The 17,725-nt window shown below is 59.5% G+C and carries 14 protein-coding genes; 1 reads left to right on the top strand and 13 read right to left on the bottom strand.

Annotated features, from left to right (window positions below; translation table 11 throughout):
* Window positions 1–96 precede the first annotated feature (96 nt).
* Window positions 97–1,281 (bottom strand): O-antigen ligase family protein, encoded by a 1,185-nt coding sequence (locus ACYZTU_RS03680; RefSeq protein WP_461968101.1) that lies wholly within the window; start codon window positions 1,279–1,281, stop codon window positions 97–99.
* Between the two features lie 5 nt (window positions 1,282–1,286).
* The gene (locus ACYZTU_RS03675) at window positions 1,287–2,261 is read right to left on the bottom strand and encodes a capsular polysaccharide export protein, LipB/KpsS family (RefSeq protein ID WP_461968099.1); all 975 of its coding nucleotides are present in this window, start codon (window positions 2,259–2,261) and stop codon (window positions 1,287–1,289) included.
* Window positions 2,262–2,681: 420 nt separating this feature from the next.
* Here ACYZTU_RS03675 and ACYZTU_RS03670 point away from each other — a divergent pair, with 420 nt between their 5' ends.
* Window positions 2,682–3,314 (top strand): BUD32 family EKC/KEOPS complex subunit, encoded by a 633-nt coding sequence (locus ACYZTU_RS03670; protein ID WP_461968097.1) that lies wholly within the window; start codon window positions 2,682–2,684, stop codon window positions 3,312–3,314.
* Between the two features lie 18 nt (window positions 3,315–3,332).
* Here ACYZTU_RS03670 and ACYZTU_RS03665 read toward each other — a convergent pair whose 3' ends face one another.
* The 11 genes from ACYZTU_RS03665 to glnE all read right to left on the bottom strand — a co-directional run bounded on the left by ACYZTU_RS03665 (window position 3,333) and on the right by glnE (window position 17,483).
* On the bottom strand, window positions 3,333–4,592 hold the full coding sequence (locus tag ACYZTU_RS03665) for a capsule biosynthesis protein (RefSeq protein WP_461968095.1): 1,260 nt from the start codon (window positions 4,590–4,592) through the stop codon (window positions 3,333–3,335).
* A gap of 23 nt (window positions 4,593–4,615) precedes the next feature.
* Window positions 4,616–5,527, bottom strand: coding sequence for a glycosyltransferase family 2 protein (locus ACYZTU_RS03660; protein WP_461968093.1), 912 nt, complete (start codon window positions 5,525–5,527; stop codon window positions 4,616–4,618).
* The gene (locus tag ACYZTU_RS03655; protein WP_461968091.1) at window positions 5,514–7,268 is read right to left on the bottom strand and encodes a carbamoyltransferase family protein; all 1,755 of its coding nucleotides are present in this window, start codon (window positions 7,266–7,268) and stop codon (window positions 5,514–5,516) included. The genes ACYZTU_RS03660 and ACYZTU_RS03655 overlap by 14 nt, the downstream gene beginning before the upstream one ends.
* Before the next feature lie 175 nt (window positions 7,269–7,443).
* A complete protein-coding gene (locus ACYZTU_RS03650; protein ID WP_461968089.1) occupies window positions 7,444–8,895 on the bottom strand; it encodes a lipopolysaccharide kinase InaA family protein in 1,452 nt (483 codons plus the stop codon).
* A complete protein-coding gene (locus ACYZTU_RS03645) occupies window positions 8,895–9,647 on the bottom strand; it encodes a lipopolysaccharide kinase InaA family protein (protein WP_461968087.1) in 753 nt (250 codons plus the stop codon). The genes ACYZTU_RS03650 and ACYZTU_RS03645 overlap by 1 nt, the downstream gene beginning before the upstream one ends.
* Entirely contained in the window at window positions 9,644–10,378 is a 735-nt protein-coding gene (locus tag ACYZTU_RS03640) for a lipopolysaccharide kinase InaA family protein (RefSeq protein WP_461968085.1), read from the bottom strand. The genes ACYZTU_RS03645 and ACYZTU_RS03640 overlap by 4 nt, the downstream gene beginning before the upstream one ends.
* Complete coding sequence (rfaP, locus tag ACYZTU_RS03635; protein WP_449642680.1) at window positions 10,378–11,184, bottom strand: lipopolysaccharide core heptose(I) kinase RfaP; 807 nt, start codon at window positions 11,182–11,184, stop codon at window positions 10,378–10,380. Before rfaP ends, ACYZTU_RS03640 begins: the two co-directional genes overlap by 1 nt.
* Window positions 11,184–12,305: a glycosyltransferase family 4 protein gene (locus tag ACYZTU_RS03630; protein ID WP_461968083.1), complete on the bottom strand. Its 1,122-nt coding sequence runs from the start codon at window positions 12,303–12,305 to the stop codon at window positions 11,184–11,186. Before ACYZTU_RS03630 ends, rfaP begins: the two co-directional genes overlap by 1 nt.
* Window positions 12,305–13,366: a lipopolysaccharide heptosyltransferase I gene (waaC, locus tag ACYZTU_RS03625; RefSeq protein ID WP_461968081.1), complete on the bottom strand. Its 1,062-nt coding sequence runs from the start codon at window positions 13,364–13,366 to the stop codon at window positions 12,305–12,307. The genes ACYZTU_RS03630 and waaC overlap by 1 nt, the downstream gene beginning before the upstream one ends.
* A 1-nt stretch (window position 13,367) precedes the next feature.
* A complete protein-coding gene (gene waaF, locus ACYZTU_RS03620) occupies window positions 13,368–14,402 on the bottom strand; it encodes a lipopolysaccharide heptosyltransferase II (protein WP_461968079.1) in 1,035 nt (344 codons plus the stop codon).
* A gap of 141 nt (window positions 14,403–14,543) precedes the next feature.
* Window positions 14,544–17,483: a bifunctional [glutamate--ammonia ligase]-adenylyl-L-tyrosine phosphorylase/[glutamate--ammonia-ligase] adenylyltransferase gene (gene glnE, locus ACYZTU_RS03615; RefSeq protein WP_461968077.1), complete on the bottom strand. Its 2,940-nt coding sequence runs from the start codon at window positions 17,481–17,483 to the stop codon at window positions 14,544–14,546.
* Window positions 17,484–17,725 lie beyond the last annotated feature (242 nt).

Raw genomic sequence — 17,725 nt, 5'->3', positions numbered from 1 at the left:
GCGGATTGTAACAGCGAACGAATTACAACATCGGCTCAGCCAGGATAAGGTGTCGGAAAAACGCAGCAGTAGCACTTCGTTTCAAAGCCAGGAGCATCAGGGGGTTGAAACGCTCCAGGTGGAACCTTGGGTTCCATTTTTCCCACGAGAGGCCAACACGATACTCAAGGCGATCGGCAACCATGTGATCAACCAGTCCGCGTTTGGCTTGAGCCAGAGACCAATGCCATCGGTCATCAACGACGCCCCGGAAAACACCCAGAGTGCCAGCAATACCTGTCCCAGTGGCTGCTCGCGCGAAATCCAGCCACGCCAGCCAACTGCCAGCCACAGCCAGCCGAACAGCAGCAGGCCAGGCACACCGAGACGCACACCGGTATCCAGGAACAGGTTATGGGGATGTTTGAATGCCTGTCCAATTTCAGGGACAGGAATCAGGTACCCATGGAATCCCAACCCCATCGCCCAGTGATCCAGCATCAATTGAACGCCGCCGCGCCATAGCTCGGGACGGAAAGAAACGCCACGCTGCAAGAGGATTTCCGGCTTGAATAAAGCAATGGACACCACCCCCAAGGCCACTAGAAAGATCAGCCCGCCCCCCAGACGTGACGGGCGCGCCACTCCCATCACGAGCAGACAGGCCAGCACGCCGATCCACACACCGCGGGTTTGGCTAAAGCCCAGAAACAGCGCATATCCCAGTGCCGAAATCAGCAGCAACACCATCATCCAGGGATTGAAGCGCTTGGTCTGCAACGTGAAGGCGCCAAGTATCGCCAAGGCCCCCACCGCGTGCGCGGCCATGATCGCAGTGTCCCACAATCCAATGGCAATCAGCCTGTCGCTGAAAGGCTGAGCGGATACTTCATAAAAGTAGATCCAGGAAGCCGCAGCAAAAAAACCGCCCATAATCGATGCGTAAAACAACATGGACTCGAACCGCCACTTGCGATTCTGTGCAGCCAGTAGCACGCCCAACAGGGTGAGGGCCACATAGAGCGTCACCTTGCTCTTGCTGAAGATGTCATCGCCACCCTCAACCGTCAGCACCAATAACGTCCAGGCCACGAAGATGACAAAGAGGACGCACTCCGGTTGCTTGAGCATCTCGCGAAAATCCCGATGGAACAGTGCCAACAGGGCGGGAAGCCACAGCAGGAAAATCATCATTTGGTGATAAAGCTTGTTGTCCGGCAGTACCCACGCCCCGCACAGCAGCACGAGAAAACCGATAGATGCCCACACCGCCAAGACATCCTTACCGATAAGTTTCTTCATTCCTGTCAGCACTCGGCTTTACCCAGCATTCGATTGGCAACCCGCTGTAACTGGGCCTTGTCGGCGTTCTTCCAGCCACCCTTGATGCAGTAGTGCTCGGAGAGGTAATGGAGGAAGTTACGTCTCAACCGTTCGTCGAGTGTCCATTGCGGGAATGCGCGCGCCAGTTCCACCACCTGCTCGGCGCTGTCGGCATGCATCACCAGCCCCTCGACATTGAAAAACGCCTGGCCCAGGGTCATTACGGGCTTACCCAAGAGCAGGCTTTCCAGGCCAACCGTCGAGTTCAGAGTGACCACAAACTGGCTGGACTCGATCAACTGCTGGGTGGTGTTGCCATTGGCGAACAATAGGCGGTCGTGAGTACGCTCATGCAACTCGGGATACGTCTCGCGACTGGATGGATGCTCCTTGAACACCACCGTCAGACCGGTTTCTTTGGCTAGGCGCTCGCCCAAGGCAAACATCTCGCGCATGTTCCTGATCCAGGGAGAAAACAGCCGAACCTGGCTATCCCGGTCATCCTGGAACGGAATAAAGACGAACTGCTCCGGCAGCACAATCGGTGCAGGGCCGCTGGAACGAGGCTGGCGTGGGATCAGTACAGGCACCGCCTGACTTTCAGGTACGGGATAAGGATAGTTGAGATAAAAACCGGCCTCACGCGGAACGACGTTCAGGTAGTTCACGCCCTGCGGGTCAACGGTTGTGGTATCGGGCAACAGGCCGTTCTCGAAGAAGAAAGTCTTACAATCCGACGACGCCAGTGCTGTCAGTAATCGGCAGTAGCGATGGGAACCATTCCAGAACACCAGCGCATCGGGGCGCTCGCTATCAAGCAAGGCCTGGGCACTCAGCGCCATCCAAATGAGTTCAAGACGTAACAAAAGGCGATAGAAGCGACCATCGTTTTTGTTCTTGACGCGCCGCTCCTCGCATTTTTCTTCGATCAGACTCAGCCAGTCGATTCGCGAAAGCACTCTGGAGATCCGCAACGACCTCGGCCAGGGCATCTGTGGTGGGGTAACGACTTTACCTTGTAGCTCGGTCTCATTGAGTAACCGATTGAAATAGAGGCCTTGGTGTTTGGCCAAGGATATGAACAGCATTGTCGTCATAGGGAATCCAAAAAATAGGCCGCATCCACCCGCCAAAGTGCAACATAACCACGTGCGATAAGTCTGCAGACATCAACACCCTGTTATTCGCCCGTCTGCGCATAGAAGGATAAAGCCATGAATCAGGAGCAAACACTCTGTGGTATTGCGCCAGGCAACCCCATGAACGGGTAACTGCACCTTAAAAAGTGACGCGATTGTACCACAGCGGTTTTTTGCAGCATGCGCACTGCGGTAACATAGTCGGCTGCCCATCCCATCAGGCCAAGCCTTGGAGCCTTGATGCAAACGCTCGACCATACCGATTATCTCAACATGCGCGAAGGCGCCGACGTTCTCGAGGCCGATGGTGAAGGGGATAAAGTTTTGTGCCTGACCGACGGGTCGATGCTCAAGCTGTTTCGCCGCAAACGCCTACTGACATCTGCGCTTTGGGCACCTTACGCCCGGCGCTTCGCCGACAACTGCCGAGCACTGCACGAACGCAAAATCGAGTGCCCAACGGTTCGCCAGATTTATCGCATCCCCAGCATCCAGCGCGACGCCGTTCATTACGACCCTCTGCCCGGCTGCACCCTGCGTCAGTTGCTGGGCGCCGACTATCACGAAAATCTTCGGGCACAACTGGGTGAGTTCATTGCACGCCTGCATGAAGACGGAATCTACTTTCGCTCCGCGCACCTAGGCAACGTGGTATTGACGCCTGACAACACGCTGGGGCTGATCGACATCGCCGACCTGCGCACCTATCGCAAGCCACTGCGCAAAGGCCTGCGCCTGCGGAATTTCAAGCATATGTTGCGCTATCGTCAGGACCGCGAGTGGCTGCTCAAGGACAACCAGTTCCTTGAGCACTACCTGAACCACCAACGCGTGTGCAACGAACGGGAAGTGAGCCTGGCACTCAACTCCTGAGCCCTTCAGTCACCAGTGTCAGCCGACGGCAGACAGCCTGAAGGTCTCGAAGTCACGCGCCGGGTCTTCGCCGCGCAGCAAGTTATCGACCAGTTGAGTGGTCTTTGCCAACCCCTGAGAACCATACACCAGGTGGTAATCGGCAAAACGCCGGGCCTGAGCCACATGCCCCTGATAATCCTGTTCAAGCGCTTGTAGCTGACGGGAAAGCGCATGTTCATCGCGCACCTGGGGCCCGAAAAACAGCGAGTGAGAGAAGATATCCACATTGCTGCCCGCATTCACATGGATCACCGGCCGCCCCGCCAACCCTGCCTCGATACCGGCATTGGACATGATGTTGACGACTACGCTGGCCTGCGCCAGAGCGTCTGCCAGTGAACACGTGGTATCCAGCAACTCGATGCTGGCTAACTGCGCAGCGGCATCGCTCCAGAATTGCGCCTTGCTGCGCGGATGGCGCTTGAACAACACGCGATAGTGCGGATGCTGTTCGGCCCAGTCGCGCAGTAACTGGTAGGTGCGCTGGTAGCCCGGCTCTTTTTCCCGGTCAGGGCCAACTCCCAGAATCAACAGCGTCTGGAGAGCAGGATCGGCGACTGGCAGATCATAGGTTTCATCAGCGAGGTAAGAACCGACCAGCACCACCGTCGATTCACCGAACCGCAATCTTCGTTCTTGCAAGGCCACCAGCGAACTATGGCCAAAGACACCGTAATAGTCGTAGTCGTTCATCGCCAGTCGCCGTGAGGACTCCAACGTCGCGGAATGGGCCAATTGCAGCAGTCGAGCGCCACGCGCAGCCAATGCCAGGCGAAGGAACGGCGCATGAAGACTACCGTTGCGCTCGTTGATCAGCACCTTGGGCGAATACGTCATCACCAGCCACTGAGCATGGGCGGCGTACACCAGATAACGCAGGGGCACCGACTGCGGTGGCGCTAGGAGCATGCGCTGGGCGCAGGCGTCCGACGGCGAGCGCAACGCTGCCTCTATCAGGTGCTGCCCACGCTTGCGTAGGGCCTCGATCAGAATATTCTTGCGCTGCAACGCCATGGACTTCGGTGCCGAATGGAGCAACAGCACCTCACAGGGTGCAGTGACCACCGAAACACTCAAGCACACCTTTGCGCGTATTCCGACCGCCACGTCCACCAGCACATCACGAACCAGGCGCAACAGGCTGCCAAAGCGGCCATGACGCTCGCGCAGCAGTTTCCAGCGATAACGGTCCAGCTCACGCGCTTTTTGTGCCCAGCCCCCCTCAGACTGGTACACACTTTCGCAAGACGGCGGCGCCCTCACTTGAACAACAACCGGATGGCCTTACGGGTGTAGGACCAGCGCATGAGCGAGCGCAGATCGGCGCGCACGGCTTGAGCGTAAAAGGCCTTAGCATTGTCATACTCACCGGCGCGGTAGCAATCGCGGAACAACGACAGGCAGCGCTGAGCCAGGAAAGCCTGGCGCAAGTCCTGCAGTTCTTGAGGCATGCGTACCGGGGAAAACACCTCGTCAACCATCCCCACGCCCGCCGCCAGGCTTTGCTTGAGGTCATTCCGCATGCTGTCGCGATGCTTGTAGATCACCGCCAGCGACTGATCGAGCACACTGCACGGAAAACGCGCCAGCACCTGAGCAAACACCGGAATATCTTCGACGTTGCGTAAGTACTCAGGATAGTTGCCCGGCGCAAACACTTCGCGATGCATCGCGCAGGCGCCGTTGGACAGCGATACCGTCCTGTCTACCAAGTAACCACGCACACGCTGGCGCGGGGTGGCGGGCAAGGGTTTTACGGCGTGCTGGACGCGACAGCCATCCTCGAGCACCGTCCAGTGACCGCCAATGATCAAACGGCTGTCAGGATTGCTTGAGATGTGCTTAGTCAACGCAGCCAGCGCACCAGGCGCCATCTCATCATCGGCATCGAGGAAGATCAGGTATTGCCCCTGAGCCTCCTCGACCCCGCGATTACGCACCGAAGCCAGACCGCCATTGGGTTGACGCAGGGCTCGAAAGCACCCGGCATTTTCAGCCAGGAGCTGCTCCAGAACTTGCGGCGTCGCGTCGGTGGAGCCGTCATCGATCACCAGCAACTCAGTCTGAGCATTACCCTCCTGCGCCAGGACCGAGCTCACCGCACGCGGTAGAGTTTCGGCGTAGTTATAAACAGGAATAACAACGCTGATCAGCACTTCAGTCAACCGCATACCTGTCCGCACCCTCTTTGACCACCAGGATGTCTTCCATGATCAGATACTGTAGATCGGAACCGAAGAACATGTTCAGGGCATCCGTCGGCGAACAGATCATCGGTTCGCCACGACGGTTGAGCGAGGTGTTCAGCGACACGCCGTTACCGGTCAGCACTTCAAGCGCCTTCATCATGTCGTAGTAGCGCGGGTTGTATTCGCGCTTGAGCACCTGGGCCCGCGACGTACCGTCTTCATGGACGACTTCCGGCACCCGGGTCTTCCACTCTTCAGCCACTTCAAAGGTGAAGGTCATGAACGGCGCCGGATGATCAATCTTGATCATCTGCGGTGCAACGGTGTCGAGCATCGACGGGCAGAAAGGCCTCCAGCGCTCGCGGAACTTGATCTGGTGGTTAATCCGGTCAGCCACACCGGTGGCGCTCGGGCAACCGATGATCGAACGACCACCCAAGGCGCGCGGACCGAACTCCATGCGACCCTGGAACCAGGCCACCGGGTTGCCGTCGACCATGATTTTGGCGATGTTTTCCGGCATGTTCTCGAGCTTGCGCCATTCAGGCTTGCTCGGGTGACGGGCGCACGCAGCGAGCACGTCTTCGTTGGTGTAGGACGGGCCGAGGTAGACGTGCTCCATCTTCTCGACCGGCACACCACGGGCGTGGGACACATAAGCCGCCGCGCCAACCGCAGTGCCGGCATCGCCGGACGCGGGCTGAACGAACAGCTCTTTGACGTCATCGCGAGCGATGATTTTCTGGTTCAGTTTGACGTTCAACGCACAGCCACCGGCGAAGGCCAGTTTGCCGGTTTCCTTGAGTACGTCGCCCAGGTAGTGGTCGATCATCTGCAGCGAGATCTTTTCGAACAGCGCTTGCATGCTCGCGGCGTAGTGGATGTATGGTTCGTCGGCGATGTCGCCTTCGCGCTTCGGACCCAGCCACTCGATCAGCTTCGGCGAAAAATAGAAGCCTTTGCCTTTCTCTTTATAACGACGCAAGCCGATGACGTTGGCGTAGTCGGTGTTGATCACCAGCTCGCCGTTCTCGAACGAAGCCAGACGCGAGAAATCGTATTTGCTGGCATCGCCATACGGCGCCATGCCCATGACCTTGAACTCACCGTCGAGCATCTCGAAACCGAGGAACTCGGTGATCGCGCCGTACAGGCCGCCGAGGGAGTCCGGATCGAAGAATTCCTTGATCTTGTGGATCTTGCCATTTTCGCCGTAACCGAAAAAGGTCGTGGCGTACTCACCCTTGCCGTCGATCCCGAGGATCGCGGTTTTCTCTTTGAAACCGGAGCAGTGATAAGCGCTGGAGGCGTGGGCCAGGTGATGCTCGACCGGTTCGATCTTGATTTTTTTCGGATCGAAACCCAATTGCTCGAGGCACCAGACAATCTTGTTGCGATAGCGCTTGTAGCGACGGTTACCCATCAGAATCGCGTCGAGCGCGCGGTCCGGGGCGTACCAGTAACGCTTGGCGTAATGCCAGCGAGCCTTGCCGAACAGGCTGATCGGCGCGAATGGAATCGCTACCACATCAACGTCGGACGGCTTGATGCCAGCCTGCTCGAGGCAGAACTTCGCCGACTCGTAAGGCATGCGGTTCTTTGCATGTTTATCGCGCACAAAGCGCTCTTCCTCAGCCGCCGCGACCAGCTTGCCGTCGATGTACAAGGCTGCGGAAGCATCATGGCTAAGGGCGCCGGACAGGCCAAGAATCGTCAATGCCACAGGGGTCTAGCCTCTTTAGTCTGCATGCAGGCGCAGGGCGCCTCAAAGATTAATGTGCCCTCGCAAAGGGCGAGTGGCAGCTAAAGGGCGGGATTATAGCGTAAACATGGCGGGAATGACCCAGCGCATATTGCCCCCCGAGAAGATGATCCGGGAGGCGTTCCGACGAAGAGATTCAAGCAGCGCTAGAGATATCTTTGGGAAGACGCTGATCAATGACCTGATAAAGCACACTACTCTGCGGCCAGTTACGCATGAACCTTGCCCGATCCCGCGCATAGGCCGGGGCGAAGCTGTTCACCGAGGCATGCTGACACATCGAATCCAGATCAATCAGCGCCCAGCGATCTTGCTGCCAGAACAGGTTATGCCCTTTGAAATCCCCATGACTGATCCGCTCAACAATCAGCTCGGCAAACAAATGATCCAGCGCCAGCAACTCGGCTTCCGGTGCCTCACCGCTTTCGACATAAGGTGCAAACCGCTCGATGATATCCGGCCCTGGCAAATACTCGGTCACCAGATAAGCCCGACTGCGCAACCAGAGAAAACGCTTCTCCAGCAACGCCAACGGTTTGGGCGTGGCGATGCCGAGAAACGCCAGGCGATTGCCTTCGCGCCAGGAATGCCAGGCACGGCTCGGGCGCCAGAAGCGTTTGAGCCAATGGGCAAAACCTTTGATGTTGTAGCGCTTGATCACCAGCGTACGGCCGGCCACCTCGACCTTGCCGACGCTCGCCGCGCCGCCGGTCTTGTACAGATGGCTCTGATCGAGCAACGCATCGGCCTGCTCCAGCACCGGCAGCATCGCCGCCTCTTCCTCGCGGCGAATTGCTCGTAAGCCGAACGCTCCGCGCTGGACACTGAACAGCGTGCATTCGCGGCCGACCTTGATCAAAAAGTCTTTGAGGCGCCAGCTGCGGACCTTGCTGATCTGTTTCTGCAACGCTTCCAGGGGCAAGGCATGCTCGCCGTTGCTCAGCAGGTAATACACCAGCAATTCTTCGGTATACGGTTCCAGCGTCTTGGGCAACTGGGCGAAAAACACCCCGAGATTCTCCAGGACTTTCTGTCGAGACAGCGGCCGGCCAGGCGTTTCGGTACAGATCCCGGCACCGTCGATCAAATACAGCCGGCCGCCCTGGCGCAGCAGGTTGTCCAGGTGCAGGTCTTCCTGCCACAGGCCCTTGCGGTGCAATTGACCAATTGCACCCAGCGCATCGGCCAATACTGCCGATTGCTCATCCGCCAGCATCGGCAAGTGTTCGACCTGCCCCCAGGCATCCCCTAGGCTCTCGGCGCCTTCGAGGAAATCAAACAATAACCAACCGCCCTCGCCATCTTTCAGGCCGTCGGCCAACAGCTGCGGCGTCGTCAGCCCTTGGGCAGCGAGCAGACGCACCCCGTTCAGCTCACGCTGAAAATGCCGCGCCGCTTTGCTGCCGACCAACAACTTGGCCAGCACCGGTCGCCCACGCCAGACACCGGCACCGACATAACGCTGCCCCGGCAACACCCGCAACAGACTCAGCAACTGCAACTCGGCAGGGCCGGCGGCATCGGCCAGTGAAATGTTCAGTGGCAGGCTCGGGCTGCGGCCAGCGTTTTTCAGCTCGGACAAACGCATCAGCGCGTCTCCTTGTGAGTGCGCCGCGCGGTCAGTCGCGCCAGCCAGCTGTCGATCAACGAGCTGTCCTGTGATTGATCCAGATAGGCAGCCAGCAGCTCGCGCAACTGCGCTTCATTCCACTGAGGCGCCCTACGCAGCAACGGCTCCAGGTCTTTCGCCCGGTCACGCTGACCAAACAGCAACGGCCGGGTCTTTTCAAGGTCGATCAGCTGGGCCTGATAACCGTCGCCGGTGGCCTGGAGAAAAATGTGTTTGGGGTAGAAGCAACCGTGAACCTGACGCGCGCCGTGCAGGCACCGAGCCAGTTGACCACAGGCCTTCATAATCGCCGAATGCTGCGCCGAACTCAGGTCCGACCAGCGCTGCAACAGCGAATCCAGGTCATCCCAACCGTCCAGGGCACGGGTCAGCAGAATCGCCCGAACCTCGCCGTCGACCTTGCGCTCACCAAAGAACGCCGCTTTCAACGCTGGAATTCCGAATCGCTCATAGCGACTGATATTGCGAAATTCACGGGCAAAGCTCGGCTCGCCAAAGGGCGCATGCAACGTGCGCGTCTGGTAGTTGCTCTGGCGTTTGAGGTAGTAGCCATGACCTTCCAGATCCAGCCGAAACACGCTGCTCCAGCCACCGCGAGCGGTGTTGGGTTCGTCCACAGCGTCGAGCTCCTTGGTCCAGAGTGCGTCGAAGGTGCCGAGGCCGTGACGCTCAAGCAGGGCACGGTCTTCAGCAGTAAAAAAATCAGTCATTCGCGCCCCTCGAAAAATCTCACCACGTGCCGGATCCGTTTTTTGTCGGCGGCATTCAGCCGATCACGCTGGCAGTATTGCAGGTAAAAGCGCAGGCGCTGGGTGGCCGACAAGTGATACTTGGCGACCTTGTCCAGACACGCCAGGTCTTTGGTGATCCGGTACTTGAGCCAGAAGCCGCGCCAGAAATCACCATTAGGGCAGTCGATCAAAAACAGCCGGGGCTCATCGTCAATCAGCAAGTTGCGCCACTTCAAATCGTTATGGGTGAAACGATGGTCGTGCAGGGTCCGGGTATAACCCGCCAGCTGCCGGCTGACGTTGTCGACCCAGGCGCGGTCCGCCAGCTTTGGATCATGCCGCTCGGCCAGGGCCGACAAGTCTTCGGTATGCGGCAGCTCACGGGTGATCATCGCCCCACGATCGTAGGCCGCGCCGCGACGCTCCAGCCCCCAGGCCACCACCTCGGCAGTGGGAATGCCCCACTTGGCGAAGCGCTTGAGGTTCTGCCACTCGGCTTTCACCCGGGGCTTGCCCAGGTAACGGCGCAGACCTTTGCCGGCACCCACGTAGCGTTTGACGTAATAGTTGACGCCATTGCGCTGGACGCGAATGACCTCGGATAACAGGTCGCGGGTCAGGCGCTCGCCCTGAAGCGCAAACACAGCCTCAAGACTGCCGAAATCCTCTGCCAGATCGCTGTACGCAGGTTCCAGTTTCCAACCCGCCATCAGAGCGCATCCCCGTATCGCTGTTTACGGTCGTAGAGTTTGTTGGCCTTGCCTTCCAGCCAGGCAAGCAACCCGGCTTCTTCGCCCAGGATCTGACGCAGGGGCTGCTGGAAATAACCCTTGAGGAAGCGCAGTTTATCGCGCCGGGTCAGGCCAATGTCCAGGGCCGAAAAGTACAGCGCTGCCAGGTCCTTGTTGCGCCAGCGCTGAGTGATCGTCGGACGGGTATGGGCGCGGTGCAGGTCGATCACCGAGAGTTTGAAATCGTCGGCCGTCACCGGTTTGTCGGTGTGCAGCAGAAAGTGGCAGATGTAGCAGTCGCGATGGTTGACTCCGGCGCGATGCATCATGCCGGTCATGCGCGCAACCTCGGCAATCAGCGCACGCTTGAGTGTTGGCTCGGGCGGCTGCTTGACCCAGTCGATGCTGAAGTCTTCGAGGCTGACCGTGGGCGCCAGCTCTTCGGTGACGATGAACGAATGCTGGTCTGCCGGGTTGCTGCCCTTCTCGCCGTAAGCCACGGCGGTCATGGTCGGCACGCCGACTTCTTGCAGGCGCGCAATGGCCTTCCATTCCTGGCCCGCACCGAGCACCGGCAGCTTGGCGGTGAGCAGGTTCTTGAAGATCTCGCCCCAGCCAATGCCACGGTGGATCTTCACGAAAAAGCCATTGCCATTGACTTCGGTCCGCAGGGTACGGCGCGCTTCAAGTTCGCGGTATACCTCGCCCTGAAGACCCTCGACTTCGGCGAACGGGTCGCGTCCGGCCCAAAGGCTCTTGAACGGTTCAGCCAGCATCAACTTCATTAAGCGTGCTCCGCCAGAATCACATCGGCCGCGTGCTGCGGCATGCTATAGAGGTCGGCCGTCTCGGCGAAGGCCAGACCGTTGCGGCTCCAGGCCGCCCGTGCTTGAGCGTCGTTCAACATGCCGGTCAGGTACTGAGTCAGTTGCGCCTGATCGAAAGGTTCGTCCAGCACCAGACCGGCGTCGGCCTCAGCGATGTAATGGGCGTAACCACAGACCGCGCTCACCAGCACCGGCAGGCCGGCCACCAGGGCTTCGAGCAACACGGTCCCGGTGTTTTCGTTGTACGCCGGGTGGATCAACAGATCGGCGCCGAGCAGAAAACGCGGGATGTCGCTGCGACCCTTGAGGAACGTCACGTTATCGCCGAGCCCCAATGTGGCGCTCTGCATCTGGAATAATTTGGGGTCGTCCTGGCCAATTACAAACAGCCGGGTGCGTTTCTTCAGATCGGCGGGCAATGCGGCCAGCGCCTTGAGGCTGCGATCCACACCCTTGGTCTTGAACCCTGAGCCAATTTGCACCAGCAGCAGGTCATCGTCTTTCAGGTTGAATTCACGGCGAAATTCAGCACGGATCTCGGCGGCATTGGCCGGCGCGCGACGGTCTTGAGAGATGCCCGGCGGCAGCAAATGGAAGCGTTCAAGCGGCGTGTCGTAATGCTTGATGAACAGCGGCTGCTGGACTTCGGAAATCATCAGCACTTCGGTCTTGGCATCCGTGGCAAACACGGCGCGCTCGTACTCCGCGAAGTGCCGGTAGCGACCCCAGCGACGGTACAGCGAGTTACGCAGGTTTTGCGCCTTGTCTTCGAAGCAACCGTCAGCGGCGTAGTACACGTCCAGCCCCGGCATCTTGTTGAAGCCGATCAAACGATCCACCGGACGCTTGGCCAGATCCGCCTCCATCCATTCGCTCAGCTTCTCGTTGCGTCGATGATTGAAGAACGCTTTGACCGGCGCCACCAACACTTCGAAGCCGGGTGGAATGTCGCCTTCCCAAATCAGCGTGTAGACCCGAATCTGGTGGCCGCGCTGCTGGCACTCAAGGGCAATGCGCATGAAATCGCGCTGCAAGCCGCCAAAGGGAAAGTACTTGTACAGGACAAATGCCAATTGCATCAGCGCAGCTCCTCAGCCAGTAACAACGTGCTCAGTCGGGTCGCGACACGCTCGGGATTCAGACGCGTGAAGCACAGGGGCCACTCGCGTTTCAGGTCAAACTGACGGGCATCTTGGGCCGTCGGTTGATAGGTGCATTTCTTTTGCAGGCATGGGGCGCAAGGGAAGTCGCTGGCCATGTGAATCTGCGACTTACCGTAGGCGCCAGTCAGGCCCGGGTTGGTCGGGCCAAACAGCGACAGCGTCGGCACGTCCAGTGCGGCGGCCAGATGACCGAGACCGGTGTCCACCGCCACGCAGGCCTGCGCGCCGGCCAGCACCTTGCCGACACCGGCCAGGTTCAGCCTGGGCAGCACTTCGACGTGCTTCATGTCTTTGGCGATGCGTTCGGCTCGGGCTTTTTCGATCGGGTTGCCCCACGCAAGCTTCACCCCGACACCGAGATAGCCGACGCGCTCGGCCAACTCGCGCCAATAGGCTTCAGGCCAGTGTTTGGTGTCCCACGTGGTGCCGTGCAGGAACACCACGTAAGCATTCTTGCGCGGCAATTCCACCAGTCGTTCGACGTTCAGGCCGTAATCGCCCAAGCCTTTGGGCAGGTCGTACCCCAACGCCACGGCGAACAGCTGACGCACCCGCTCCACCGCGTGCTGCCCACGGGCCACGGCCAGACGCCGGGAATAAAAGCGTGCGGCAATCGGCTCACGGGCCGAATTTTTATCCAGCCCGGCCACCGGGGCTTTCGCATATCGGGTCAGCAACGCACTTTTCAGCAGGCCCTGGGCATCGATCACCAGATCGTATTGGTTGGCGCGAACGCTTTGCTTGAAGCGCTTCCACTCACCACTCTTGATGGTCTGCCAGATGTTTTTGCGCCAGCGACGGATCGCCACGGGAATCACCTTGCCCACGGCCGGGTGCCAGGTCGGGATTTCGGCAAAGCCTTCTTCCACCACCCAGTCGAACGTGATGCCGGGAATCGCCCGCGCCGCGTCGGTCAACGCTGGTAACGCGTGAATCACGTCGCCCAGCGAAGAAGTCTTGATCAACAGAACGCGCAAACTATTTGACCTCGACCACAGTGCCCTGCAAACGCTGCAAGGCTTCGTTCACCGCTTGCGGCATGAGCTGGCGCAGGCAGTTGTAATGACCGAAGCGGCACGTGCGATCGAAGCACGGACTGCATTCGATGCCTAGGCGCACGATCTCGACGTGCTCGGCCAGTGGCGGTGTGAAACCCGGCGACGTCGAGCCGTAGACCGCCACCAGCGGGCGATTCAGCGCAGCGGCGACGTGCATTAGGCCAGAGTCGTTGGACACCACCGCGTCGGCGCAGGACATCAGGTCGATGGCTTCGGCCAGAGAGGTGCCTCCGCTGAGATTCACCGACTCTTCACGCAAACCGGGAATCAGCCGCGAACGGATGTCTTCGCCGACCGCGTGATCGTTTTTCGAACCGAACAGCCAGACTTGCCAGCCTTCGCGGATCTTCGCTTCGGCCACTTTGGCGTAGTGCTCGGACGGCCAGCGCTTGGACTCGCCAAACTCGGCACCGGGGCACAGCGCCAACACCGGGCGGTCGAGGGCCAGGCCAAACTTGGCCATTGCCGCTTCGCGAGTGACCGGATCGATCTGCAGGCTCGGGCGTGGATAAGGTTTCGGCAGATCCGCACCGGACTCATAGGCCAGGGCGATGAAGCGCTCGATCATTAGCGGATAACGTTCTTTATCCAGCGTGCGCACGTCATTGAGCAGGCCGTAGCGAAATTCGCCACGCCAGCCGGTGCGTTTCGGGATGCCGGCGAAGAACGGCACCAAGGCCGACTTCAGGGAATTGGGCAGCAGGATCGCTTGGTCGTACTGGCCGACCAGCGATTTGCCGATACGCCGACGCGTCGCCAGCTCCAAAACACCGTGACCGAGCGGAAAGCTCAAGGCCTGGCGGACTTCGGGCATGCGCTCAAGAATCGGCCGGCTCCACTCGGGGGCCAGCACGTCGATTTCGCATTGCGGGTGGCGCTGCTTGAGACACTGAAACAGTGTCTGCGCCATCACCATGTCACCGACCCAACTGGGCCCAACGATCAGAATTTTCATGTGGTTTCCAAAAACGAACCGGGGAGGCATACGCCTCCCCGCCTCGAGAATCCAGCACCTGCAGCCTTGGCTGCCAGGTCATTTGGACGAGCCGGTTGGGGCTCGTCGGATCAATTTAATGCACATCTGTGACAGTCAACGTCAGCTTAGCCCCAGCTCACGCCAGATCCGCACTACTTGCCGCCGTTCGTCCACGAACTGGTCGCCCGGTATCACTCCGGCGTCCTTCTGCAAGGCCTGCCGGTGAGCGGCTGAGCGGTAGGCCTTATAGGCCTCGCGCAGCAGGCTGGCGTCTTCGACAGGCATCAGCCCTTCCTCCTCCAGCCCTTCCAGAATGCGAATATTGTCAGTCCAGCGCACCAATGGCGGATGCGTTTCGGACCACGCCAGGGCCGCGTATTGCACCATAAATTCAATATCGACGATACCTCCGGCGTCCTGCTTGAGATCGAACGGCGCCGTGGCCTCGAAGGCATTTGCCGCGGTGCCGGCCGCGGTGCTCTTGCTGCCAAGGTTATCGCGCATTTTGGCGCGCATCTCACTGACCTCCTGGCGCAAGGTCGCAAGGTCGCGCGACTTGCCCAATACCGCCGCACGGACTTTCTCGAACGCCATACCAACGTCCGCACTGCCCACCAGCACCCGAGCCCGCACCAGCGCCTGATGCTCCCAGGTCCAGGCTTCGTTTTCCTGATACCGGGCAAACGCCCCGAGCGAGCTCACCAGCAACCCCGACGCACCGGACGGCCGCAGGCGCATGTCAACTTCATACAGCTGACCGGAGTTGGTTTGCGCCGTCAGCAAGTGAATGATCCGCTGCCCCAGCCGGGTGAAGAATTGCGCGCCGTCGATAGGCTTCGGGCCGTCGGTTTCTGCCTGCGGATCGCCATCGTGGATGAACACCAGGTCCAGGTCCGAACCATGCCCCAGTTCCAGACCGCCGACTTTCCCGTAACCGACAATGATGAAGCCGGGATCGCACAAAGTGCCGTCGGTACGCAGCGGCGTGCCATATTTGGTCACGGTCTGGCGCCAGGCCAGGGCCAGCACTTGTTCGAGAATCGCTTCGGCGAGCCAGGTCAGATAATCACTGACTTTCATCAACGGCAGGCTGCCGGCGATTTCCGAAGCGGCGACCCGCAAGCGGTGCGCCAGTTTGAAATGCCGCAGGGCTTCCATCTGTTGTTCGAGGTCGTCTTCGGGAATCCGCGTCAAACGCTCGCGCAACTCGGCGGCCAGTTCCGGCGCCAGCGGTGGCTTGAACAGCCGACCTTCATTGAGCAATTCGTCGAGCAGCAACGGGAAGCGGGTGATCTGTTCGGCGATCCACGGGCTCGCGGCGCACAGGGTCAACAAGCGTCGCAGCGCGCCGGGGTTCTCGGTCAGCAACACCAGATACGCGGAACGGCGGGCCACGGCTTCCACCAGTGGCAACACCCGTTCCAACACCAGATCCGGATTGGCGTGCTCCACAGCCTGAGCCAGCAATCGTGGAATAAACGCATCGAGGCGTTCACGCCCCAGACGCTGCATCGCTCGCAATTGCGGACTGCCGCGCAAGCCGGCCAACGCTTTCAGCGCTTTGCTGGCATCGGCGAAACCGCCCTCCTCCAACTGGCGACATGCAGCCTCTTCATCCTGAGCCTCTTCCCACAGCGGCAGCCATTCACCGCCGACCACCACTTCGCTCTCGGTGCCTTGCTCTTCGTCAGGATCGGCGATCACTTGGCCGAAGTGCCACGCCACACGGCCGCGCCAATACATGAGCTGTTCGTGGAAAGCGGCCCAATCGGCGAAACCCAACATAAAGGCAATACGCGCCTGATCCTGCGCACCGTCCGGCAGCATTTGGGTCTGACGGTCGGCAATCGCCTGGATCGCGTGTTCGGTGTAACGCAGGAATTCGTAACCTTCGCGCAGCTCGCTGATCACCGCCGGCGGCAGATAGCCCTGACCTTCCAGCGTGCTCAGTACTTTTAATAGAGGACGTTGCTGCAGGCTCAGGTCGCGACCGCCGTGAATCAGCTGAAACGCCTGGGCGATAAACTCGACTTCACGAATGCCACCGGAGCCGAGCTTGATGTTGTCGGCCATGCCCTTGCGCCGGACTTCCTGCTGAATCAGCTGCTTCATGGTGCGCAGCGCTTCGATCGCCGAGAAGTCGAGGTAGCGCCGGTAAACGAACGGCCGCAGCATGTCTTGCAATTGCGCGCCGGCCACTTGATCGCCGGCCACCACCCGCGACTTGATCATCGCGTAGCGTTCCCAGTCGCGGCCCTGATCCTGGTAATACTGCTCCAGCGCGTTGAAGCTCAACACCAACGCGCCGGCCGAACCGTAAGGCCGCAGGCGCATGTCGACGCGAAATACAAAACCGTCGACGGTCATCGGGTCCAACGCCTTGATCAGGCGCTGACCGAGACGAATAAAAAATTCCTGATTATCCAGCGAGCGTTTCACGCCAACGGTTTCGCCGCCCTCGGGATAGGCGAAGATCAGGTCGATGTCCGACGACAGGTTGAGCTCCACTGCGCCGAGCTTGCCCATGCCGAGGATGACCATTTGCTGCGGCTCGCCGCTGCGCCGACCGGTCGGCACGCCGAACTGCTGGCAATGCCGCGAGTACAACCACTGATAGGCCTGATCGATGCTGGCATCGGCCATGTCCGAGAGGTCGCGACAGGTCTGGATCAGATCGCACTGACGAGTCAGGTCACGCCAAATGATCCGCACTTGATGGCGGGTACGTTGACGACGCAGGGCGCGACCCAGCCCATCTTCGGTTTCCGCTTCATTTACCGCTGTCGCAATCTGTGCGCACAGCTCACCGGGGACAAAACTGCGATCCAGCTCACCGGACTGCACCAGTTCCAGCAACATCAACGGATCACGCGCGCTCTGCTCGATCACGAAATCGCTGGCAGCGGTGACACGGGCAAATTGCGCCCAGCGTTCAGGCGTCCAGCCAGATAGACCATGATCGTCGTCCAGCCCGGCGACGGCCGTACGGAACGACTGCTCGGCGCGGGTGACAAACGGCAGGAGAATGCCGGGCAGTTCGGCAAGCGAAGGGAGGCTCATGGTCTATCCTTGATCGGCGTGTAGAGGGCTGCATGTAGTGATTCGCCAGAATGCACTACGTGATCGACTGTCGAACAAAGGTTAGAAATAGCTGTAATTTCTTTATTTTTGGCAGACAGCATCAAGCTTTCACCTTTTTTGGTTGGCTAAAGACCAACCTTAACGATTATTCTCACAACGCAGCTGGAGGCCACAAGCCGCTCATCTGTAGTTTTACTACTCGTATATACATTCGAAAGGCT

The organism is Pseudomonas sp. HLT2-19-2, from assembly GCF_054898005.1.
The sequence above is the reverse complement of the archived record's forward strand: the minus strand, read 5'-3'. Positions and strand labels throughout refer to the sequence as shown.

Bases quoted from the DNA above. Each gene is read 5' to 3' on its own strand.
- ACYZTU_RS03640 (WP_461968085.1), bottom strand. From the start codon at position 10,378: ATGGCGGGTTGGAAACTGGAACCTGCGTACAGCGATCTGGCAGAGGAT.
- waaF (WP_461968079.1), bottom strand. From the start codon at position 14,402: ATGAAAATTCTGATCGTTGGGCCCAGTTGGGTCGGTGACATGGTGATG.
- ACYZTU_RS03650 (WP_461968089.1), bottom strand. From the start codon at position 8,895: ATGCGTTTGTCCGAGCTGAAAAACGCTGGCCGCAGCCCGAGCCTGCCA.
- rfaP (WP_449642680.1), bottom strand. From the start codon at position 11,184: ATGAAGTTGATGCTGGCTGAACCGTTCAAGAGCCTTTGGGCCGGACGC.
- ACYZTU_RS03670 (WP_461968097.1), top strand. From the start codon at position 2,682: ATGCAAACGCTCGACCATACCGATTATCTCAACATGCGCGAAGGCGCC.
- ACYZTU_RS03680 (WP_461968101.1), bottom strand. From the start codon at position 1,281: ATGAAGAAACTTATCGGTAAGGATGTCTTGGCGGTGTGGGCATCTATC.
- glnE (WP_461968077.1), bottom strand. From the start codon at position 17,483: ATGAGCCTCCCTTCGCTTGCCGAACTGCCCGGCATTCTCCTGCCGTTT.
- ACYZTU_RS03645 (WP_461968087.1), bottom strand. From the start codon at position 9,647: ATGACTGATTTTTTTACTGCTGAAGACCGTGCCCTGCTTGAGCGTCAC.
- ACYZTU_RS03630 (WP_461968083.1), bottom strand. From the start codon at position 12,305: ATGCAATTGGCATTTGTCCTGTACAAGTACTTTCCCTTTGGCGGCTTG.
- ACYZTU_RS03660 (WP_461968093.1), bottom strand. From the start codon at position 5,527: ATGCGGTTGACTGAAGTGCTGATCAGCGTTGTTATTCCTGTTTATAAC.